The sequence below is a fragment of the Lactiplantibacillus herbarum genome (assembly GCF_001039045.1).
GTDB lineage: Bacteria > Bacillota > Bacilli > Lactobacillales > Lactobacillaceae > Lactiplantibacillus > Lactiplantibacillus herbarum.
On sequence record NZ_LFEE01000007.1, the window covers coordinates 24,604 to 40,329 of the forward strand.

The 15,726-nt window shown below is 44.1% G+C and carries 12 protein-coding genes; 9 read left to right on the top strand and 3 right to left on the bottom strand.

The features are described from left to right. Window positions 1-120 precede the first annotated feature (120 nt). Window positions 121-1,059: a thioredoxin-disulfide reductase gene (gene trxB, locus ACG95_RS02540; RefSeq protein ID WP_047998997.1), complete on the top strand. Its 939-nt coding sequence runs from the start codon at window positions 121-123 to the stop codon at window positions 1,057-1,059. Window positions 1,060-1,215: 156 nt separating this feature from the next. Here the strand turns inward: trxB and ACG95_RS02545 are convergent, their stop codons facing one another. Beyond that, entirely contained in the window at window positions 1,216-1,881 is a 666-nt protein-coding gene (locus ACG95_RS02545) for a DUF421 domain-containing protein (RefSeq protein WP_047998998.1), read from the bottom strand. After that, a complete protein-coding gene (locus tag ACG95_RS02550) occupies window positions 1,881-2,333 on the bottom strand; it encodes a DUF3290 domain-containing protein (protein WP_047998999.1) in 453 nt (150 codons plus the stop codon). Before ACG95_RS02550 ends, ACG95_RS02545 begins: the two co-directional genes overlap by 1 nt. Window positions 2,334-2,549: 216 nt before the next feature. Here ACG95_RS02550 and ACG95_RS02555 point away from each other — a divergent pair, with 216 nt between their 5' ends. Then, window positions 2,550-4,277: a phospho-sugar mutase gene (locus ACG95_RS02555; RefSeq protein WP_047999000.1), complete on the top strand. Its 1,728-nt coding sequence runs from the start codon at window positions 2,550-2,552 to the stop codon at window positions 4,275-4,277. Window positions 4,278-4,377: 100 nt separating this feature from the next. Here the strand turns inward: ACG95_RS02555 and ACG95_RS02560 are convergent, their stop codons facing one another. Next, window positions 4,378-4,935: a M15 family metallopeptidase gene (locus ACG95_RS02560; RefSeq protein WP_047999001.1), complete on the bottom strand. Its 558-nt coding sequence runs from the start codon at window positions 4,933-4,935 to the stop codon at window positions 4,378-4,380. 174 nt (window positions 4,936-5,109) lie between these two features. Between ACG95_RS02560 and ACG95_RS02565 the strand changes: the two genes are divergently transcribed. From ACG95_RS02565 to argH, 7 genes are all read left to right on the top strand, one after another. After that, the gene (locus ACG95_RS02565) at window positions 5,110-6,297 is read left to right on the top strand and encodes an MFS transporter (protein ID WP_047999002.1); all 1,188 of its coding nucleotides are present in this window, start codon (window positions 5,110-5,112) and stop codon (window positions 6,295-6,297) included. A 146-nt stretch (window positions 6,298-6,443) separates the two neighbouring features. Continuing rightward, on the top strand, window positions 6,444-7,091 hold the full coding sequence (locus tag ACG95_RS02570) for a YfbR-like 5'-deoxynucleotidase (protein WP_047999003.1): 648 nt from the start codon (window positions 6,444-6,446) through the stop codon (window positions 7,089-7,091). 159 nt (window positions 7,092-7,250) lie between these two features. After that, window positions 7,251-9,254 carry an excinuclease ABC subunit UvrB gene (gene uvrB, locus ACG95_RS02575; RefSeq protein WP_047999004.1) on the top strand — a complete coding sequence of 668 codons (2,004 nt, stop codon included), beginning with the start codon at window positions 7,251-7,253 and terminating at the stop codon, window positions 9,252-9,254. 58 nt (window positions 9,255-9,312) lie between these two features. Next, window positions 9,313-12,168 (top strand): excinuclease ABC subunit UvrA, encoded by a 2,856-nt coding sequence (gene uvrA / locus ACG95_RS02580; RefSeq protein WP_047999005.1) that lies wholly within the window; start codon window positions 9,313-9,315, stop codon window positions 12,166-12,168. Window positions 12,169-12,228: 60 nt separating this feature from the next. Further along, entirely contained in the window at window positions 12,229-12,705 is a 477-nt protein-coding gene (locus ACG95_RS02585) for an S-ribosylhomocysteine lyase (RefSeq protein WP_047999006.1), read from the top strand. A gap of 270 nt (window positions 12,706-12,975) precedes the next feature. Beyond that, window positions 12,976-14,211 carry an argininosuccinate synthase gene (locus ACG95_RS02590; RefSeq protein WP_047999007.1) on the top strand — a complete coding sequence of 412 codons (1,236 nt, stop codon included), beginning with the start codon at window positions 12,976-12,978 and terminating at the stop codon, window positions 14,209-14,211. Next, window positions 14,211-15,614, top strand: a complete 1,404-nt coding sequence (gene argH / locus ACG95_RS02595) for an argininosuccinate lyase (RefSeq protein WP_047999008.1) — start codon at window positions 14,211-14,213, stop codon at window positions 15,612-15,614. Before ACG95_RS02590 ends, argH begins: the two co-directional genes overlap by 1 nt. The last annotated feature ends 112 nt before the right edge of the window (window positions 15,615-15,726 follow it).

Here is a 15,726-nt window from a genome sequence, read left to right on the forward strand (position 1 = left end):
ATTAGATGGCTTTTAATCGGCACATTAATTTCGGTTGTGTACAAACAAGATAGTCGACAAATGTAAATTTTGGGGGTATATTAAGCCACATAGTATTTTATGTGGAAGGGGTCTTTAGAAATGGCAAAAAGTTACGACGTAATTATTATTGGTGCGGGGCCTGCTGGGATGACAGCTGCGCTCTATGCTTCGCGAGCCAATCTATCAGTACTACTACTAGATCGCGGAATCTATGGTGGTCAAATGAATAATACCGCCGCAATCGAAAACTATCCGGGCTTCAAGTCAATATTAGGACCTGATTTAGCTAAAGATATGTATGAATCAGCAACCCAATTTGGTGCAGAATACGCTTATGGGAGTGTTGAATCCGTTGAAGATCTTGGCGATACTAAGCTAGTAACAACGGACAGCGATACCTTTGAAACCAAAGCTTTAGTTATTGGGACTGGCTCCGAATATCGGAAGTTGGGTGTCCCTGGTGAAGATACGTATGGTGGCCGTGGTGTCTCATACTGTGCCGTCTGCGATGGGGCTTTCTTCCGTAACAAGCACGTGGTCGTTATCGGTGGTGGAGACTCTGCCATTGAAGAAGGGACTTATCTCACTCAGTTAGCTGATAAGGTAACGGTTATTCATCGTCGTGACCAATTGCGCGCACAACAGATCTTACAAGACCGTGCCTTTGCGAACCCTAAGATGGAATTTGTCTGGAACAGCAACGTTACTGAGATTATTGGTGACGATAAAAAGGTTACTGGTGTTAAGGTCAACAATAATAAGACCGGTGAAGATAGCGAAATCGCTGTCGACGGTGCCTTTATTTATGTTGGGATTAACCCAATTACGAAACCATTTGGCAATCTAGGTATTACTGATGAAAATGGTTGGATCGAAACTAATGATCACATGGAAACTAAAGTTCCTGGGATCTTTGCAATTGGCGATGTTCGTAAGAAGGACTTACGTCAGGTTGCAACGGCTGTTGGTGAAGGTGGGACCGCTGGACAAGGCGTCTACACTTATATCACGGCTTTAGGCGATAAAGTTAAAAACTAAATTGATATTAAATCAAAAGGAGCTGTGGCGTAAGCCATAGCTCCTTTTGGTCTATCGAATATTGGTAGTCGAAATGTGCGCTCAAAGTCAGCTGCCTTCGCTCAGTTGCATGGAGAAACGCTTGGGAGACACAATCAGTCGTCTTCCTAAGCTATGCTAAGCAACTGCATTGCTTTTGACACACTCTTTTTTACCGTTGATAGGGAAATAGCAGTACTGTGGGTTTGTATAAGTTGCGAGGTAAATGTCACTGACCGTATAATGTTGTGCGGCTAATTTACTAGCTAACCATGCTTCATCGTGAGCACTAGTTTCAAGTGCGTCGAAGTTAACTTGACCATCGACGATTAAGGGATACTTGATGGCATCGTCACCAACTTGGGTAATGGTTAGTTGCCCATTTTGTTCGAGTACCGCTCGTTTAACGTAACGAATATCGGTAATCCCTTCAGTTCGCAGTCGAAACATCAAGTCGTTAGCGCTCATCCCGTTTTTGAGGGCAATGTTGACGTTTAACTGGCCATTTGTAATTAAAAGTTGTGGACGGCCATCTATTAAGCGTTTAACGTGTCGATTATGATGCGTTAGGAATCGTAAGATGAGGACTAGTAGCGTCCAGATTAGTAACACTAAGATGTATTGTAGGATTGTGACACTCGTACTATAGATCATGCCACCGACAATGGCCCCAAGCACGTAATTCTGGACTTGGTCAAGCGCACTGATGGGGGCTAAGTTACTTTTTCCTGAGAGATTGATTTGTAGAATGATCGTGAGCAAGCCTAGTGCAAGTTTAATGGTAACGTCCCAGTATGAAAACATTAGTTGCCCTCCTTAACGTAATTGAGCGGCTGTTGAATAGGTGTGGCCTCGGTTAACGTGTAGCTGTTACCATCGGGATTGATCGCCACGTTGTAGACTTGGTCATGAATTTTGATCAACATCCCGTTGTTAACGGTGCTAGTGTTGGACCAAACCGCTGATTTATCCACGCCGTGTTCTTTAGCGACGCGCTGCATAATTTGGGTGACCTGAGATTTCTGGGTGAAATTAGTTTGTAAGGTTTGCCACTCATTAAATTGAATCCCAATCAATAAAAATAATAACAAAACCATGATGATAAAGAGATCGCGGTATTTCAAATCAGTCTGATGGCGATACCAGAGCCAACTAATGGCTGCAATGATAACAATAATGATACTGATAACTGCGAGTTGAATAAGGGCGTGATTGCTGTTTTGGTGAACTAAATAATTATAGGAATAGAAAGTCATAGGTCCCTCCTGATAAGTTTTATTATAGCAATTTTTAGTGGCTACCAACGGAATGAAAATGACAATTAGATTATTAACAACGCTTACATAGTCGATAAAGGTGCCGAAAAACGGGGCTTGATTGATATTCTTAGTAAATTTTACTTTGTAAAGCGGGTCAATGTTGTATACTATCTTTGTAAGCACTAACAATTATCAGAATTGGAGATGGTCTTTTTGAGTTGGCAGGATACTTATAATACCTGGGAAAACCAAGCGACACTCGAAGCAAGTTTAAAAAAAGAATTAACGGCAATGGCAGGCGATGACGCCGCCTTAGAAGATGCCTTTTATGAACCAATGGAATTTGGAACGGCTGGGATGCGGGGTGTTTTAGGACCCGGAATCAACCGGATAAATATTTATACCGTTCGTCAAGCAACGGAAGGTTTAGCGTTATTCATGGATACCTTACCAGCTGACGTTAAGGAACGTGGCGTGGCAATCAGTTTTGATTCACGTCACCATTCAGAAGACTTTGCTCACGAATCAGCACGAGTACTAGGTCAACACGGAATTAAGTCCTTTGTGTTTGAAAGTTTACGGCCGACACCAGAACTTTCCTTCACGGTACGTCACTTACACACGTATGCCGGGATCATGATTACAGCTAGCCACAATCCTAAGCAATATAACGGTTATAAGATCTACGGTGAAGACGGTGGTCAAATGCCACCAAAGGAATCTGACCTGATTACGTCTTACATCCGTAAGGTGACTGATCTATTTGCAATTGCGGTTGCTGATGAAAAACAATTGTTAGCTGATAAGACTGAAACGATTATCGGTGACGATGTCGATCAAGATTACTTAGCTAAGGTTAAAGAAGTGACGATCAACCAAGACTTAGTTGACGAAGTTGGTAAAGACATGAAGCTGGTCTTCACACCTTTACACGGGACTGGCCGGATGTTGGGCGAAAAAGCCTTGAAGAATGCTGGTTTTAAGAACTTCAGCGTTGTTAAAGAACAAGCCGTTGCTGATCCAGAATTTTCAACGGTTAAATTCCCTAACCCTGAATTTCCAGCCGCATTCAAGATGGCAATTGATTTAGGTAAAAAAGAAGGCGCTGACGTGTTAATTGCGGTTGACCCTGATGCTGACCGTCTTGGAACTGCTGTCCGCCAACCTGATGGTGAATACGTCCTGTTAACGGGTAACCAGATTGCCGCCATCTTATTACACTATATCTTACAAGCCAACAAGGATGCTGGGACGTTACCAGCCAACGCTGCGGCAGTTAAATCGATCGTTTCTAGTGAATTCGCAACTAAGGTAGCTGCTTCTTACGGTGTCACGATGATCAATGTCTTAACTGGGTTTAAGTACATTGCTGAACAGATCGAACACTTTGAAGCTACTGGCGAACACACTTACATGTTTGGTTTTGAAGAAAGCTACGGCTATTTAATCAAGCCATTCGTTCACGACAAGGATGCGATTCAAACGACGGTCTTATTGGCCGAAGTTGCTGCTTACTACAAGCGTCAAGGCAAGAACTTGTACGATGGACTACAAGACTTATTCAAGGAATATGGTTATTTCCAAGAAAAGACGACTTCTGAAGAATTTGACGGTGTCGGTGGTAGTGACAAGATCGCTGCACTGATGACGAAATTTCGCAGTGAAGCTCCAACTGATTTTGCTGGTTATGACGTCGTTGCGACTGAAGATTTCCAGAGTCAAACGACTACCTTTGCAGATGGCCATACGGAAGCAATTGCGTTACCACAAGCTAATGTGTTGAAGTATCAGTTAGCTGACGGTACTTGGATTGCGATTCGCCCATCTGGGACTGAACCTAAGATCAAGTTCTATATTGGGACTTTAGGTGCTACCTTAGATGAAGCCGATGACAAGGTAAAACAATTTGATGATGCGATTCAGGCATTCATTAAAGAATAAGCATGACAAAAAAGGTGACCTTTAGCGGGTCGCCTTTTTTGCTGTTGATAAAATCGTCACTGGCTAGTTAAAAGCTAAGCTGATGTATCTAATACAATATTTACTTGTAGTCATTAGGATCTGCAGCTAGTGGTTGGTAGTCATCCATATCGGCATCACGATAGTCCCACCACTCGTTTTCGTAACCGACGAACCCAGCGCTAATCATCGCATTGTCGAGAATTTGATAATACTTATCTTGAAGGGTGGTGCGTGGCGCATCACGATGAGCAGCGGCCGTAAAGTCGTCGAAAGCAGTTGGTAACGGTAGTTCGGTTCCATCCGCTTCGGTGAGTGTCAGGTCAAGAGTAACGCCCTTTTGATGGCTGAAATTAGGATTGGGCGGAGCCACAAATTCAGGATCAGGATAGACGTCGAATAAGCGCTTCTGGGCGCTGACGGGGCGGTAGGCGTCCCATACTTTGAGACGATAGCCTAATTGTTTGACGCTAGCACTAGCTTGAGCGAGTTTGTGTGCCGTCCCTGTACGCACAATGGCAGTCGTGAAATCATAAATGACCTGGTGAGTGAAATTATTGGTTGTGGCGTAGCGCAGCTCAACAATAATGTCTGGAGCGAGCTTTTGAATATTGGTGAAGCCGGTTAGGTTGTCTTCCATCACAATGACCTCCTCAGTCTGATTAACATTATTGTAGCTGATTGTGCGGTTAGTTACCGTAGAAAGGGCTTCAAATTTGGTGTTCAAACTTTCTACTGGCATTCAGTCAGGTCCCTTGATATGATGGAAAGCGTTGTGTGTTAATAAAAAATTTTATTGAAGAGGTGAGGTCACATGGATCGGCAGACGCGACGTGCCATTTTTATTTTAGTATTCAGTGAGTTTTTAGTGTGTTTAGGAATTAGTTTAGTGATACCGGTAATGCCATTTATTAAGAACGATTTGCACTTAACGGCAACGGATATGGGAATTATGAACGCGTTGTTTGCGTTAGCCCAATTTGTGGCCTCACCCATTATTGGTCGGGTCTCAGATAAGATCGGTCGTAAGCCAATCTTAACCGTGGGATTATTGTTATACATGGTGTCGGAAGTATTATTCGCGTTAACCAATCATCTGTGGGTCTTCAACATCTCACGGATTATTGGGGGGCTGTCGGCGGCGATGGTTGTTCCAACCGCCATGGCGTTAGCCGCGGATATTACGACGAAACGTCAACGCGCTAAGGTCATCGGTTGGCTGTCAGCGGCCTTTAGTGGTGGCTTGATCTTAGGACCCGGAATCGGTGGCGTCTTAGCAGGTATTAGCTATAAAACGCCATTCTGGGTAGCCGGAAGTCTAGGTTTACTAAGTGCGATTGTACTAGTAATCCTACTACCAGCTGACCGTGAGATTGATCCTGATCGTGAGGAAGTTGATGAGGCAGCTAAACCGGCACATCATCCAATGACACGGGCCTTTTGGACGTTACCAATTATTATTCTATTTACGATGATTCTGGTTTCCTCGTTTGGATTACAAGGTTTTGAAAGTATTTATAGCATTTACGTTAACGAGGTTTTCCACTTCAGTCTTAATAATATTGCGTTGGTCTTGACCTTAAACGGGTTGATCTCGTTATTCTTGCAGGCAGCGTTGTTCGACACCTTCGTTCAGCGGTGGGGTGAACAGCGGATCATCCGGGTCTGTTTTGCCGCGGCTGCACTGTGTACAATCTGGATTACACAGGCGCATTCCAAGCTTGCGGTAATGATTGCAACGTTGGTCATTTTCTCAGCCTTTGACCTTTTGCGACCAGCAATCACCACGTTGCTCACGAAAGCCAGTGATGCCAACCAGGGGCTGATCAACGGGTTGAACATGTCGTTGACGAGTGTGGGGAATATTGTCGGGCCGATTATGTCCGGTATGTTGCTCGACCTGAACTATCATTATCCGTATCTAGTCGTGGCTGGCTTCCTGATTGTGTCGTACTTGATGGCATTTCTGTTGCGACTGCCAGGTAAACGGGCGACGGTTTGATAGCTTGAATTGATTATAATAAGTAAAATAACAGGCAGATTGATTGCTAGTTTAAATGTGAATATTACTAAAAGCGCGTCAGGTTTGCTTACCTGATGCGCTTTTGTTACACTTAGGCCAAATTATGTTGAGGGATGGTGGCAGTCATGGGAATGCATCAATATTTGCAGAGTTTAAGTAACTTAGAGACGATTCAACGGGCACCGGGATTCTTTAAGTATCAGAATCATTCGGTTGCGGCCCACTCGTTCAAAGTAGCCGAGGTTGCACAATTTTTGGGTGACGTTGAGGAACACGCTGGTCAAAAAATCGATTGGCGCTCACTCTACGAAAAGGCGCTCAACCATGATTATAATGAGCGTTTTATCGGTGACATCAAAACGCCCGTTAAATACGCGACGCCAACCTTGCGGACGATGCTAGCGGATGTTGAACACGAATTATCCCAGAATTTCGTCCACAATGAGATCCCGGAAGAATTTCAAGCTGCGTATTCACGTCGTTTGTCAGAGGGCAAAGACGATACGTTGGAGGGGCAGATCCTCTCCGTAGCGGATAAGGTCGATCTCCTGTATGAATCATTTGGTGAGATTCAAAAAGGTAATCCAGAACCCGTTTATACGAACATCTATCAGGAGAGCTTGAAGACGATCGTGGCCTTCAAAGTATTGGCGAGTGTTCAGTACTTTTTGAAATCAGTTCTACCAGAAATGTTGGCTGAACCGTTCACAAATCAGGATCAATTACAGGAATTAACGCACCAAATTTTATCAGCGACTCAGCAATCCGAATAATGGCGAAAGTATGTTCGATGTGCTAAAATTAAATGCGATTCTAAATGGGATAGGGAAGCGTGGGCTTGCCTATTTTTTATGATGTTACCGGCGAATTTGCTGGATGATAAAACAAGTAAATTGAACAAACGCGAAGACGTTTAAAAGGAGGAACTACGCTTGATTGATCGGGTAAATAATAATCATTTTGACTTGGTGTCGGAGTACCAACCGACTGGTGATCAACCCCAAGCCATTACGCAGTTAACTGCTGGGCTGAATGAAGGGGATAAAGAACAGATTTTACTGGGAGCAACTGGGACTGGGAAGACGTTTACGATTTCGAACGTGATTGCACAAGTCAATAAGCCAACTTTGATCTTGTCACATAACAAGACTTTGGCTGGCCAACTATACGGGGAGTTTAAGAAATTCTTCCCCAATAATGCCGTGGAATACTTTGTCAGTTATTACGATTATTATCAACCGGAAGCGTACGTACCTTCGAGTGATACTTATATCGAAAAGGATTCAGCAATCAATGATGAGATTGATAAGTTACGACATTCGGCAACCAGCTCGTTACTAGAACGAAATGATGTCATTGTGGTGGCCTCGGTTTCCAGTATCTTTGGGTTAGGTGATCCACACGAATACCAAGATCACGTGGTTTCACTCCGTGTTGGGATGGAAATCGATCGTAACGAACTGTTACGTAAGCTAGTCGATATTCAGTTTGACCGTAACGATATTGATTTTCAACGTGGACGCTTTCGTGTTCATGGCGATGTTGTCGAAATCTTCCCTGCATCACGTGATGATCACGCGCTACGGGTCGAATTCTTCGGTGACGAGATCGACCGGATTCGTGAGATCGACGCTTTAACAGGTGAAATTGTTGGCGAACGTGATCACGTTGCGATTTTCCCAGCGACCCATTTTATGACTAACGATGCGATTATGGATCATGCCATCGGTGGTATCGAACAAGAACTAGAAGGTCGTTTGGATGAATTAACGGCGGATGGCAAGCTGCTAGAAGCCCAACGTCTAAAACAACGGACCACTTATGATATTGAAATGTTAAAAGAAATGGGTTACACCAGTGGGATTGAAAACTATTCGCGTTTCATGGATGGGCGTAAACCTGGGGAACCACCATACACCTTACTCGATTTCTTTCCAAAAGATTTCTTGATGGTCGTGGATGAATCCCACGTCACGATGCCACAAGTTCGGGGGATGTATAACGGTGACCGTGCACGTAAACAGATGCTAGTCGATTACGGCTTCCGTCTGCCTAGTGCACTGGATAACCGCCCATTGAAACTTGAAGAAGTTGAACAGCATATTAATCAGATTATCTACATGTCAGCGACGCCTGGTCCATACGAAATGGATCGGACGAAGCACGTGGCCCAACAAATTATTCGGCCAACCGGATTGTTAGATCCAACGATTGAAGTGCGTCCAATTATGGGCCAAATCGATGACTTAGTTGGTGAAATCAACAAGCGTATTGAAGTCAATGAGCGGGTCTTTATCACCACGTTAACGAAGAAGATGTCGGAAGATTTAACTGATTACCTGAAAGATCTGGGGATTAAGGTGCGCTATCTTCACAGTGATATCAAGACACTGGAACGAACGCAGATTATTCGGGATCTCCGTTTAGGTAAGTTCGATGTGCTAGTCGGAATCAACTTATTGCGTGAAGGAATCGACGTGCCAGAAGTTTCACTTGTGGCCATCCTGGATGCGGATAAGGAAGGGTTCTTACGTAATGAACGCTCATTGATTCAAACGATTGGTCGAGCTGCGCGTAACGAACACGGTTCAGTTGTGATGTATGCTGATAAAACGACGGGTTCAATGCAAGCTGCCATGGATGAAACGGCCCGGCGTCGTAAGATTCAGATGAAATACAATGAGGATCATGGGATTACGCCACATACGATCAAGAAGGCTATTCCAGATTTGATTGCGTCAACTAAGGTCACTGAAGATTCAGGTAAGAAGGACGACTTCTTGGAAACTGACTTTGATGACATGACGCATGAACAACAAGTGGATATGATCGGCAAACTAGAAGAACAAATGAAGACCGCCGCTAAGAAGCTCGACTTTGAACAAGCCGCAACTTTGCGTGATACGGTTATGGAATTAAAAGCACAAATTGGCTAATTCAATTAGTCAGCTTGACTGAGATAGTCGTGCGTAGGTAGATAGAGGAGGCTTTTTTTTGGCAAATGATAAAATCGTCATTCATGGGGCGCGTGCCCATAATTTAAAAGATATTGATGTGACCATTCCACGGGATAAGCTGGTTGTCATTACCGGTTTATCTGGTTCCGGTAAGAGTTCACTGGCGTTTGATACGCTGTATGCGGAGGGGCAACGACGCTACGTTGAGAGCCTTTCTGCGTATGCCCGCCAATTTTTGGGCCAAATGCAAAAGCCTGATGTGGATTCAATCGATGGTTTGAGTCCCGCAATTTCAATCGATCAAAAGACTACTTCTAAAAACCCCCGTTCAACGGTGGGGACGGTTACTGAAATTAACGATTATTTACGGTTATTGTGGGCGCGTGTTGGGCAACCGATCTGTCCCAACGACGGGACTTTAATCGCTAGCCAGACGGTTGAACAGATGGTTGACCGGGTGCAAAAGCAACCTGAACGGACTAAGTTACAGATCTTGTCACCAATTGTTCGCCAGAAGAAGGGTGAACATAAAAAAGTCTTTGAAAAGATCAAACGTGAAGGCTTTGTTCGGGTACGAGTTGATGGTGAGATTCATGACATCAGTGAGACCTTTGAACTAGATAAAAATAAGCAACACACAATCGAGATTGTGATCGATCGGATTGTCGTTAAACCCGGCGATCGCTCACGTTTATTCGATTCATTTGAAGCTGCGTTACGTTTGAGTGGCGGTTATGCGATTGCAGACGTGATTGGTGGCGAACCACTATTATTCTCAGAACACTATGCTTGTCCGGTCTGCGGTTTTACCGTTGGTGAGCTTGAACCACGATTGTTCTCATTCAACGCCCCTCAAGGCGCTTGTCCAGACTGTGAAGGTTTGGGGATGAAGCTCGAAGTTGACGAAGATTTAGTAGTCCCTGATAAGAGTTTGCCGCTAGCTGAAGGGGCCTTAGCACCTTGGAATCCTATCAGTTCGCAGTATTATCCAGAACTACTCAAGCAGGCCTGTGACCAGCTGGATATTCCAATGGATGTGCCATTTGAAGACCTATCACGTGCGGATCAGAAAACGGTCTTATATGGTTCTGATGGTAAGGAATTCCACTTCCATTACCAAAATGACTTCGGTGGCGTTCGTGATGTGGATGCGGTTTTTGAAGGGGTTATTAATAACGTCGATCGTCGTTACCGCGAAACTAACAGTGACTTCACACGCGATGTGATGCGTAAGTACATGACCGAATTAACTTGTCAGACTTGTCACGGTTTCCGGTTGAACCGTAAAGCATTGTCCGTTAAAGTCGGTGGTGAACACATCGGGATGGTCTCAGACTTGGCCATTGGTAAGGAATTAGACTTTTTCAACGACTTACAGCTTTCTGAACAGAGCTTGATGATTGCCAAACCTATCCTCAAGGAGATTCAGGATCGGTTGTCCTTCTTACAAAACGTTGGTTTAGCTTACTTAACGTTGAGTCGTTCAGCACGAACGCTTTCTGGTGGGGAAGCGCAACGAATTCGCTTAGCTACCCAGATTGGTTCTAACCTGTCAGGGGTACTCTACATCCTAGATGAACCTTCTATTGGACTACATCAACGCGATAATGATCGTCTAATCGGTTCACTCAAAAAGATGCGTGACTTAGGGAACACGTTAATCGTCGTTGAACATGATGAAGATACGATGCGGGCTGCAGATTACATCGTGGATATTGGCCCGGGTGCCGGTGAAAACGGTGGTGAAGTCATGGCAGCCGGAACACCTAAACAGGTTGCCCGTTCACGTAAGTCATTGACGGGTCAATACCTAGCTGGCAAACGGTTTATCCCGCTACCTGAACATCGTCGTGAAGGTAACGGTAAGAAGATCCGGATTACCGGCGCGGCCGAAAATAACCTCAAGGGGATCGATGTTGATTTCCCACTTGGTGAATTCGTAGTTGTAACTGGGGTCTCTGGTTCTGGTAAATCAACTTTAGTGAACGATGTCCTCAAACGGGTGTTAGCTCAGAAGTTGAATAATAACTCAGAAAAGCCTGGTAAATATAAGAGTGTCAGTGGTGTTAAGAATATTGAACGTTTAGTTAATATTGACCAGAGTCCAATTGGGCGGACACCACGGAGTAATCCGGCAACGTATACTGGCGTCTTCGACAATATTCGTGAATTATTTGCACAGACGAATGAAGCTAAGTTACGGGGTTACCAAAAGGGCCGCTTTAGTTTTAATACTAAGGGTGGTCGCTGTGAAGCCTGTCATGGTGATGGAATCTTGAAGATCGAAATGAACTTCTTACCAGATGTCTTCGTGCCATGTGAAGTCTGTCATGGTAAGCAGTATAATTCTGAAACCTTGGAAGTTGAATACAAGGGGAAGAACATTGCGGATGTCCTGAAGATGACGGCTTCTGAAGCAGTGAAATTCTTCGAACCAATTCCTAAGATTCGTCGGAAACTACAGACGTTAGTTGACGTTGGCCTTGGTTACGTTAAATTAGGTCAACCAGCAACGACCTTATCAGGTGGGGAAGCGCAACGGATGAAGTTGGCTTCTGAACTGCATAAGCAACAAGCTGGTAAGAACTTCTATATCTTGGATGAACCTACTACTGGATTGCATAGTGAAGATATTCGCCGTTTGATTGGTGTGTTAGCTCGCTTAGTGGATGCTGGAAATACTGTTCTGATTATTGAACATAATCTAGATGTGATTAAATCTGCCGATTATTTGATTGATTTAGGTCCAGAAGGTGGCGACGGTGGTGGTACGGTTGTTGCTACTGGGACACCAGAACAGATTGCGGAAGTCGCTGAGAGTTATACGGGCCAGTATCTCAAGCCGGTCTTAGAACGTGATTTGGCTCGTCAGGAATCCGCACCTGCTAAATAACAATTATTGTGCTACACTAAGTTTTGTAATGTAATTTTAATTTAGAGGAGTTGTTTGAATATGGCTGAAGTAGAAAGTTTTGCATTAGATCATACCAAAGTTTTAGCACCCTATGTCCGTAAAATCACGGTGGAACATGGTCCTGCAGGGGACGCCATCACTAATTTTGACTTACGATTAGTTCAACCTAACGAGACTGCCATCGATACGGCGGGCTTACACACGATTGAACACATGTTAGCTGGCTTGTTGCGTGACCGGATGGACGGCGTCATTGACTGTTCACCGTTTGGTTGCCGAACTGGTTTTCATTTGATCACTTGGGGTGAACATGACACCGTTGAAGTTGCTAAGGCGCTGAAATCCTCATTAGAATTCATTGCGGGTCCTGCTAAGTGGGAAGACGTTCAAGGAACGACTATCGACAGTTGTGGGAACTACAAGGATCACTCATTATTCTCTGCTAAAGAATGGTCAAAATTGATTCTTTCAAAAGGAATCTCATCTGACCCATTTGTCCGTAAAGTTGTTGAATAATTAACTTTAACTGAAATGGAGCCGCCATCTGATTTACCAGATGAGCGGCTTTTTTTTTGTGGTTATTTAGACCGAATATAGATAGTTGCTGAACTATAAAATGAGACGGAAAATACATTTACGTATGAATAAATGTATAAATATCCTCAAAACAAATGAATATTCCGTAAATAACGAATATTTTACAAAAATAGTTGCATAAAGTTAAAACCGGTGGTACGATACTGTCATTGATAACGAAAGCAATTAATATTTGGGAGGTACATTTCAATGGTCAAACAAAATGATAAAATTATTCTCGCATATTCTGGTGGTTTAGATACATCCGTCGCAATCAGCTGGTTAAAAGATAAGGGTTACGACGTCATCGCGTGTGGTATTGATGTTGGTGAAGGTAAGGACATGGACGCCATCAAGGAAAAGGCAATTCAGTTAGGTGCCGTTGCTTCTTACATGATCGACGCAAAACAAGAATTTGCTGAAGAATACGCTTTGATCGCCTTACAAGGACATACCTTATATGAAGGTGAATATCCATTAGTTTCGGCCTTATCACGGCCATTGATCGCTAAGAAGTTAGTGACCTTAGCTAAGAAGGAACACGCCGTAGCGATTGCTCACGGTTGTACCGGTAAGGGGAATGACCAGGTTCGTTTTGAAGTGGCCATCCACGCCTTAGCCCCAGATATTAAGATTGAAGCGCCAGTTCGTGACTGGCACTGGTCACGGGAAGAAGAAATTGATTACGCTAAGGAACACAATATTCCCGTTCCAATTAAGTTAGCCAGCCCTTATTCTATTGATGAAAATCTCTGGGGCCGGGCTAATGAATGTGGGATTCTTGAAGATCCTTGGGAAGGTGCACCTGCTGATGCCTTTGATCGGACGAAAGCTTTAGCTGATACCCCAGATACCCCAACCACGGTAGAAATTACATTTGAAGCCGGCGTACCAGTTGCACTTGACGGCGAAACCCTAAACTTAGCTGATTTGATCATCAAGTTGGATAAAATCGCTGGCGAACACGGTATTGGCCGGATCGATCACATTGAAAACCGCTTAGTTGGGATCAAGTCACGTGAAGTCTATGAAGCACCCGCTGCAACTGTATTACTAAAGGCTCACAAGGATCTTGAAGATTTAACTTTTGAACGGGAATTAGCACATTTTAAACCAATTATTGAACAAAAATTAGCTGATACGATCTATAACGGCTTATGGTTCTCACCATTAATGGATGCCATGATCGTCTTCTTGAAACAAACACAGGAAGTTGTTAACGGTGTTGTCCGGGTACAACTCTTCAAAGGGAACGTGATTACGGAAGGTCGGAAGTCACCAAATTCCTTATATGATAAGAACTTGGCAACTTATACGGCTGCTGACGAGTTTGATCAACAAGCTGCAGTTGGCTTTATCAAGCTATGGGGACTACCAACCCAAGTTAATGCTCAGGTCCAAGCTAAGGCTAAAGCCGACGCTCAAACAACCAAGGAACATGTCTAATGAGTACGCAGAAGTTGTGGGGTGGCCGTTTCACTGAAACGGGTGCCAAATACGTTGATGATTTTGGAGCTTCGATTAGCTTCGACCAGTTGCTTGCAGCTGAAGACATTACGGGTTCATTAGCACACGTTAAAATGTTGAAAAAAGCAGGCATCTTACCCGCTGAAGATGTGGACCAGATCGTGGTCGGGCTCGAAACGTTAGCGGATCGTTTAACTAAGGGTGAGTTAGAATTTTCAACGGTCAACGAAGATATTCATATGAATATTGAATCGTTGTTAACGGATGAGATTGGCCCTGTTGCAGGGAAACTGCACACCGCGCGGTCACGGAATGATCAGGTTGCGACTGATTTTCACTTATATTTGAAACACCAATTACCACAGATCTTAGACCGGTTACACGAATTGGAAACGGTGTTGGTCGACAAGGCAAGTGAAAACGTAGAAACGGTCATGCCAGGCTATACCCATCTGCAACACGCCCAACCAATTTCGTACGGTCACTATCTTTTGGCCTACTACCAGATGTTTAAACGGGATATGGAACGTTTTGAATTCAATATGCAACACACTGATATTTCACCACTTGGTGCTGCGGCGTTAGCTGGAACGACTTTCCCGATTGATCGAGAATACAGTGCTGAATTGTTAGGTTTCAGTCAGGTTTATCACAATAGTTTGGACGCCGTGTCTGATCGGGACTTTGTCTTAGAATTTCTAAGTAACGCATCGATTCTCATGATGCACCTCTCACGTTTCTGCGAGGAAATCGTGAGCTGGAGTAGCTATGAATTCAAGTACATCAGTCTCAGTGACCAATTCTCAACTGGAAGCTCGATTATGCCCCAGAAGAAGAACCCGGACATGGCAGAACTGATTCGTGGGAAATCTGGACGGGTCTACGGTAACCTGATGAGTCTGTTGACTGTCATGAAAGGGATTCCGTTGGCCTACAATAAAGATCTGCAGGAAGATAAAGAAGGGGCCTTTGATACGGTCACCACTTTATTAACCAGTTTGCACGTCTTTACCGGGATGCTGGCAACCTTGACGGTCAACGAAGATCGGATGGCCGCAGCGACGACTAACGACTTCTCAAACGCCACAGAACTGGCTGATTACTTGGCTAGCAAGGGGATTCCGTTCCGTGAAGCACATGCGATCGTTGGTAAATTAGTCTTAGAAGGTTTGAAGACTAACCGGCCATTGCAAGATATTCCGTTGAGTGAGTATCAAGAAATCTCACCGTTGATCGAAGAAGATGTCTACCATGACCTTGATCCTAAGGTGGCCGTTGAGCGGCGCCGTTCATTAGGTGGTACTGGTTTTGATCAGATTAATCTAGAGATCAAACGTGCACAACAGCAGTTAACGAGCTACCAATCGTTAGCTACCGATTAAATAATGTTATCAATTTGACCATTGATAGAGTACAGCAGGACAGAGTGTGTCATAAGGCGATCAGTTTGCGATCATTAACGGGAATCAGGGATTATTCCGGGTTTTGGAATGG

What these genes read in the sequence shown, in the direction of transcription:
- ACG95_RS02565 (WP_047999002.1), top strand. Translation starts at nt 5,110, where the DNA reads ATGGATCGGCAGACGCGACGTGCCATTTTTATTTTAGTATTCAGTGAG.
- ACG95_RS02590 (WP_047999007.1), top strand. Translation starts at nt 12,976, where the DNA reads ATGGTCAAACAAAATGATAAAATTATTCTCGCATATTCTGGTGGTTTA.
- trxB (WP_047998997.1), top strand. Translation starts at nt 121, where the DNA reads ATGGCAAAAAGTTACGACGTAATTATTATTGGTGCGGGGCCTGCTGGG.
- ACG95_RS02545 (WP_047998998.1), bottom strand. Translation starts at nt 1,881, where the DNA reads ATGTTTTCATACTGGGACGTTACCATTAAACTTGCACTAGGCTTGCTC.
- ACG95_RS02585 (WP_047999006.1), top strand. Translation starts at nt 12,229, where the DNA reads ATGGCTGAAGTAGAAAGTTTTGCATTAGATCATACCAAAGTTTTAGCA.
- argH (WP_047999008.1), top strand. Translation starts at nt 14,211, where the DNA reads ATGAGTACGCAGAAGTTGTGGGGTGGCCGTTTCACTGAAACGGGTGCC.
- ACG95_RS02550 (WP_047998999.1), bottom strand. Translation starts at nt 2,333, where the DNA reads ATGACTTTCTATTCCTATAATTATTTAGTTCACCAAAACAGCAATCAC.
- ACG95_RS02560 (WP_047999001.1), bottom strand. Translation starts at nt 4,935, where the DNA reads ATGGAAGACAACCTAACCGGCTTCACCAATATTCAAAAGCTCGCTCCA.
- ACG95_RS02570 (WP_047999003.1), top strand. Translation starts at nt 6,444, where the DNA reads ATGGGAATGCATCAATATTTGCAGAGTTTAAGTAACTTAGAGACGATT.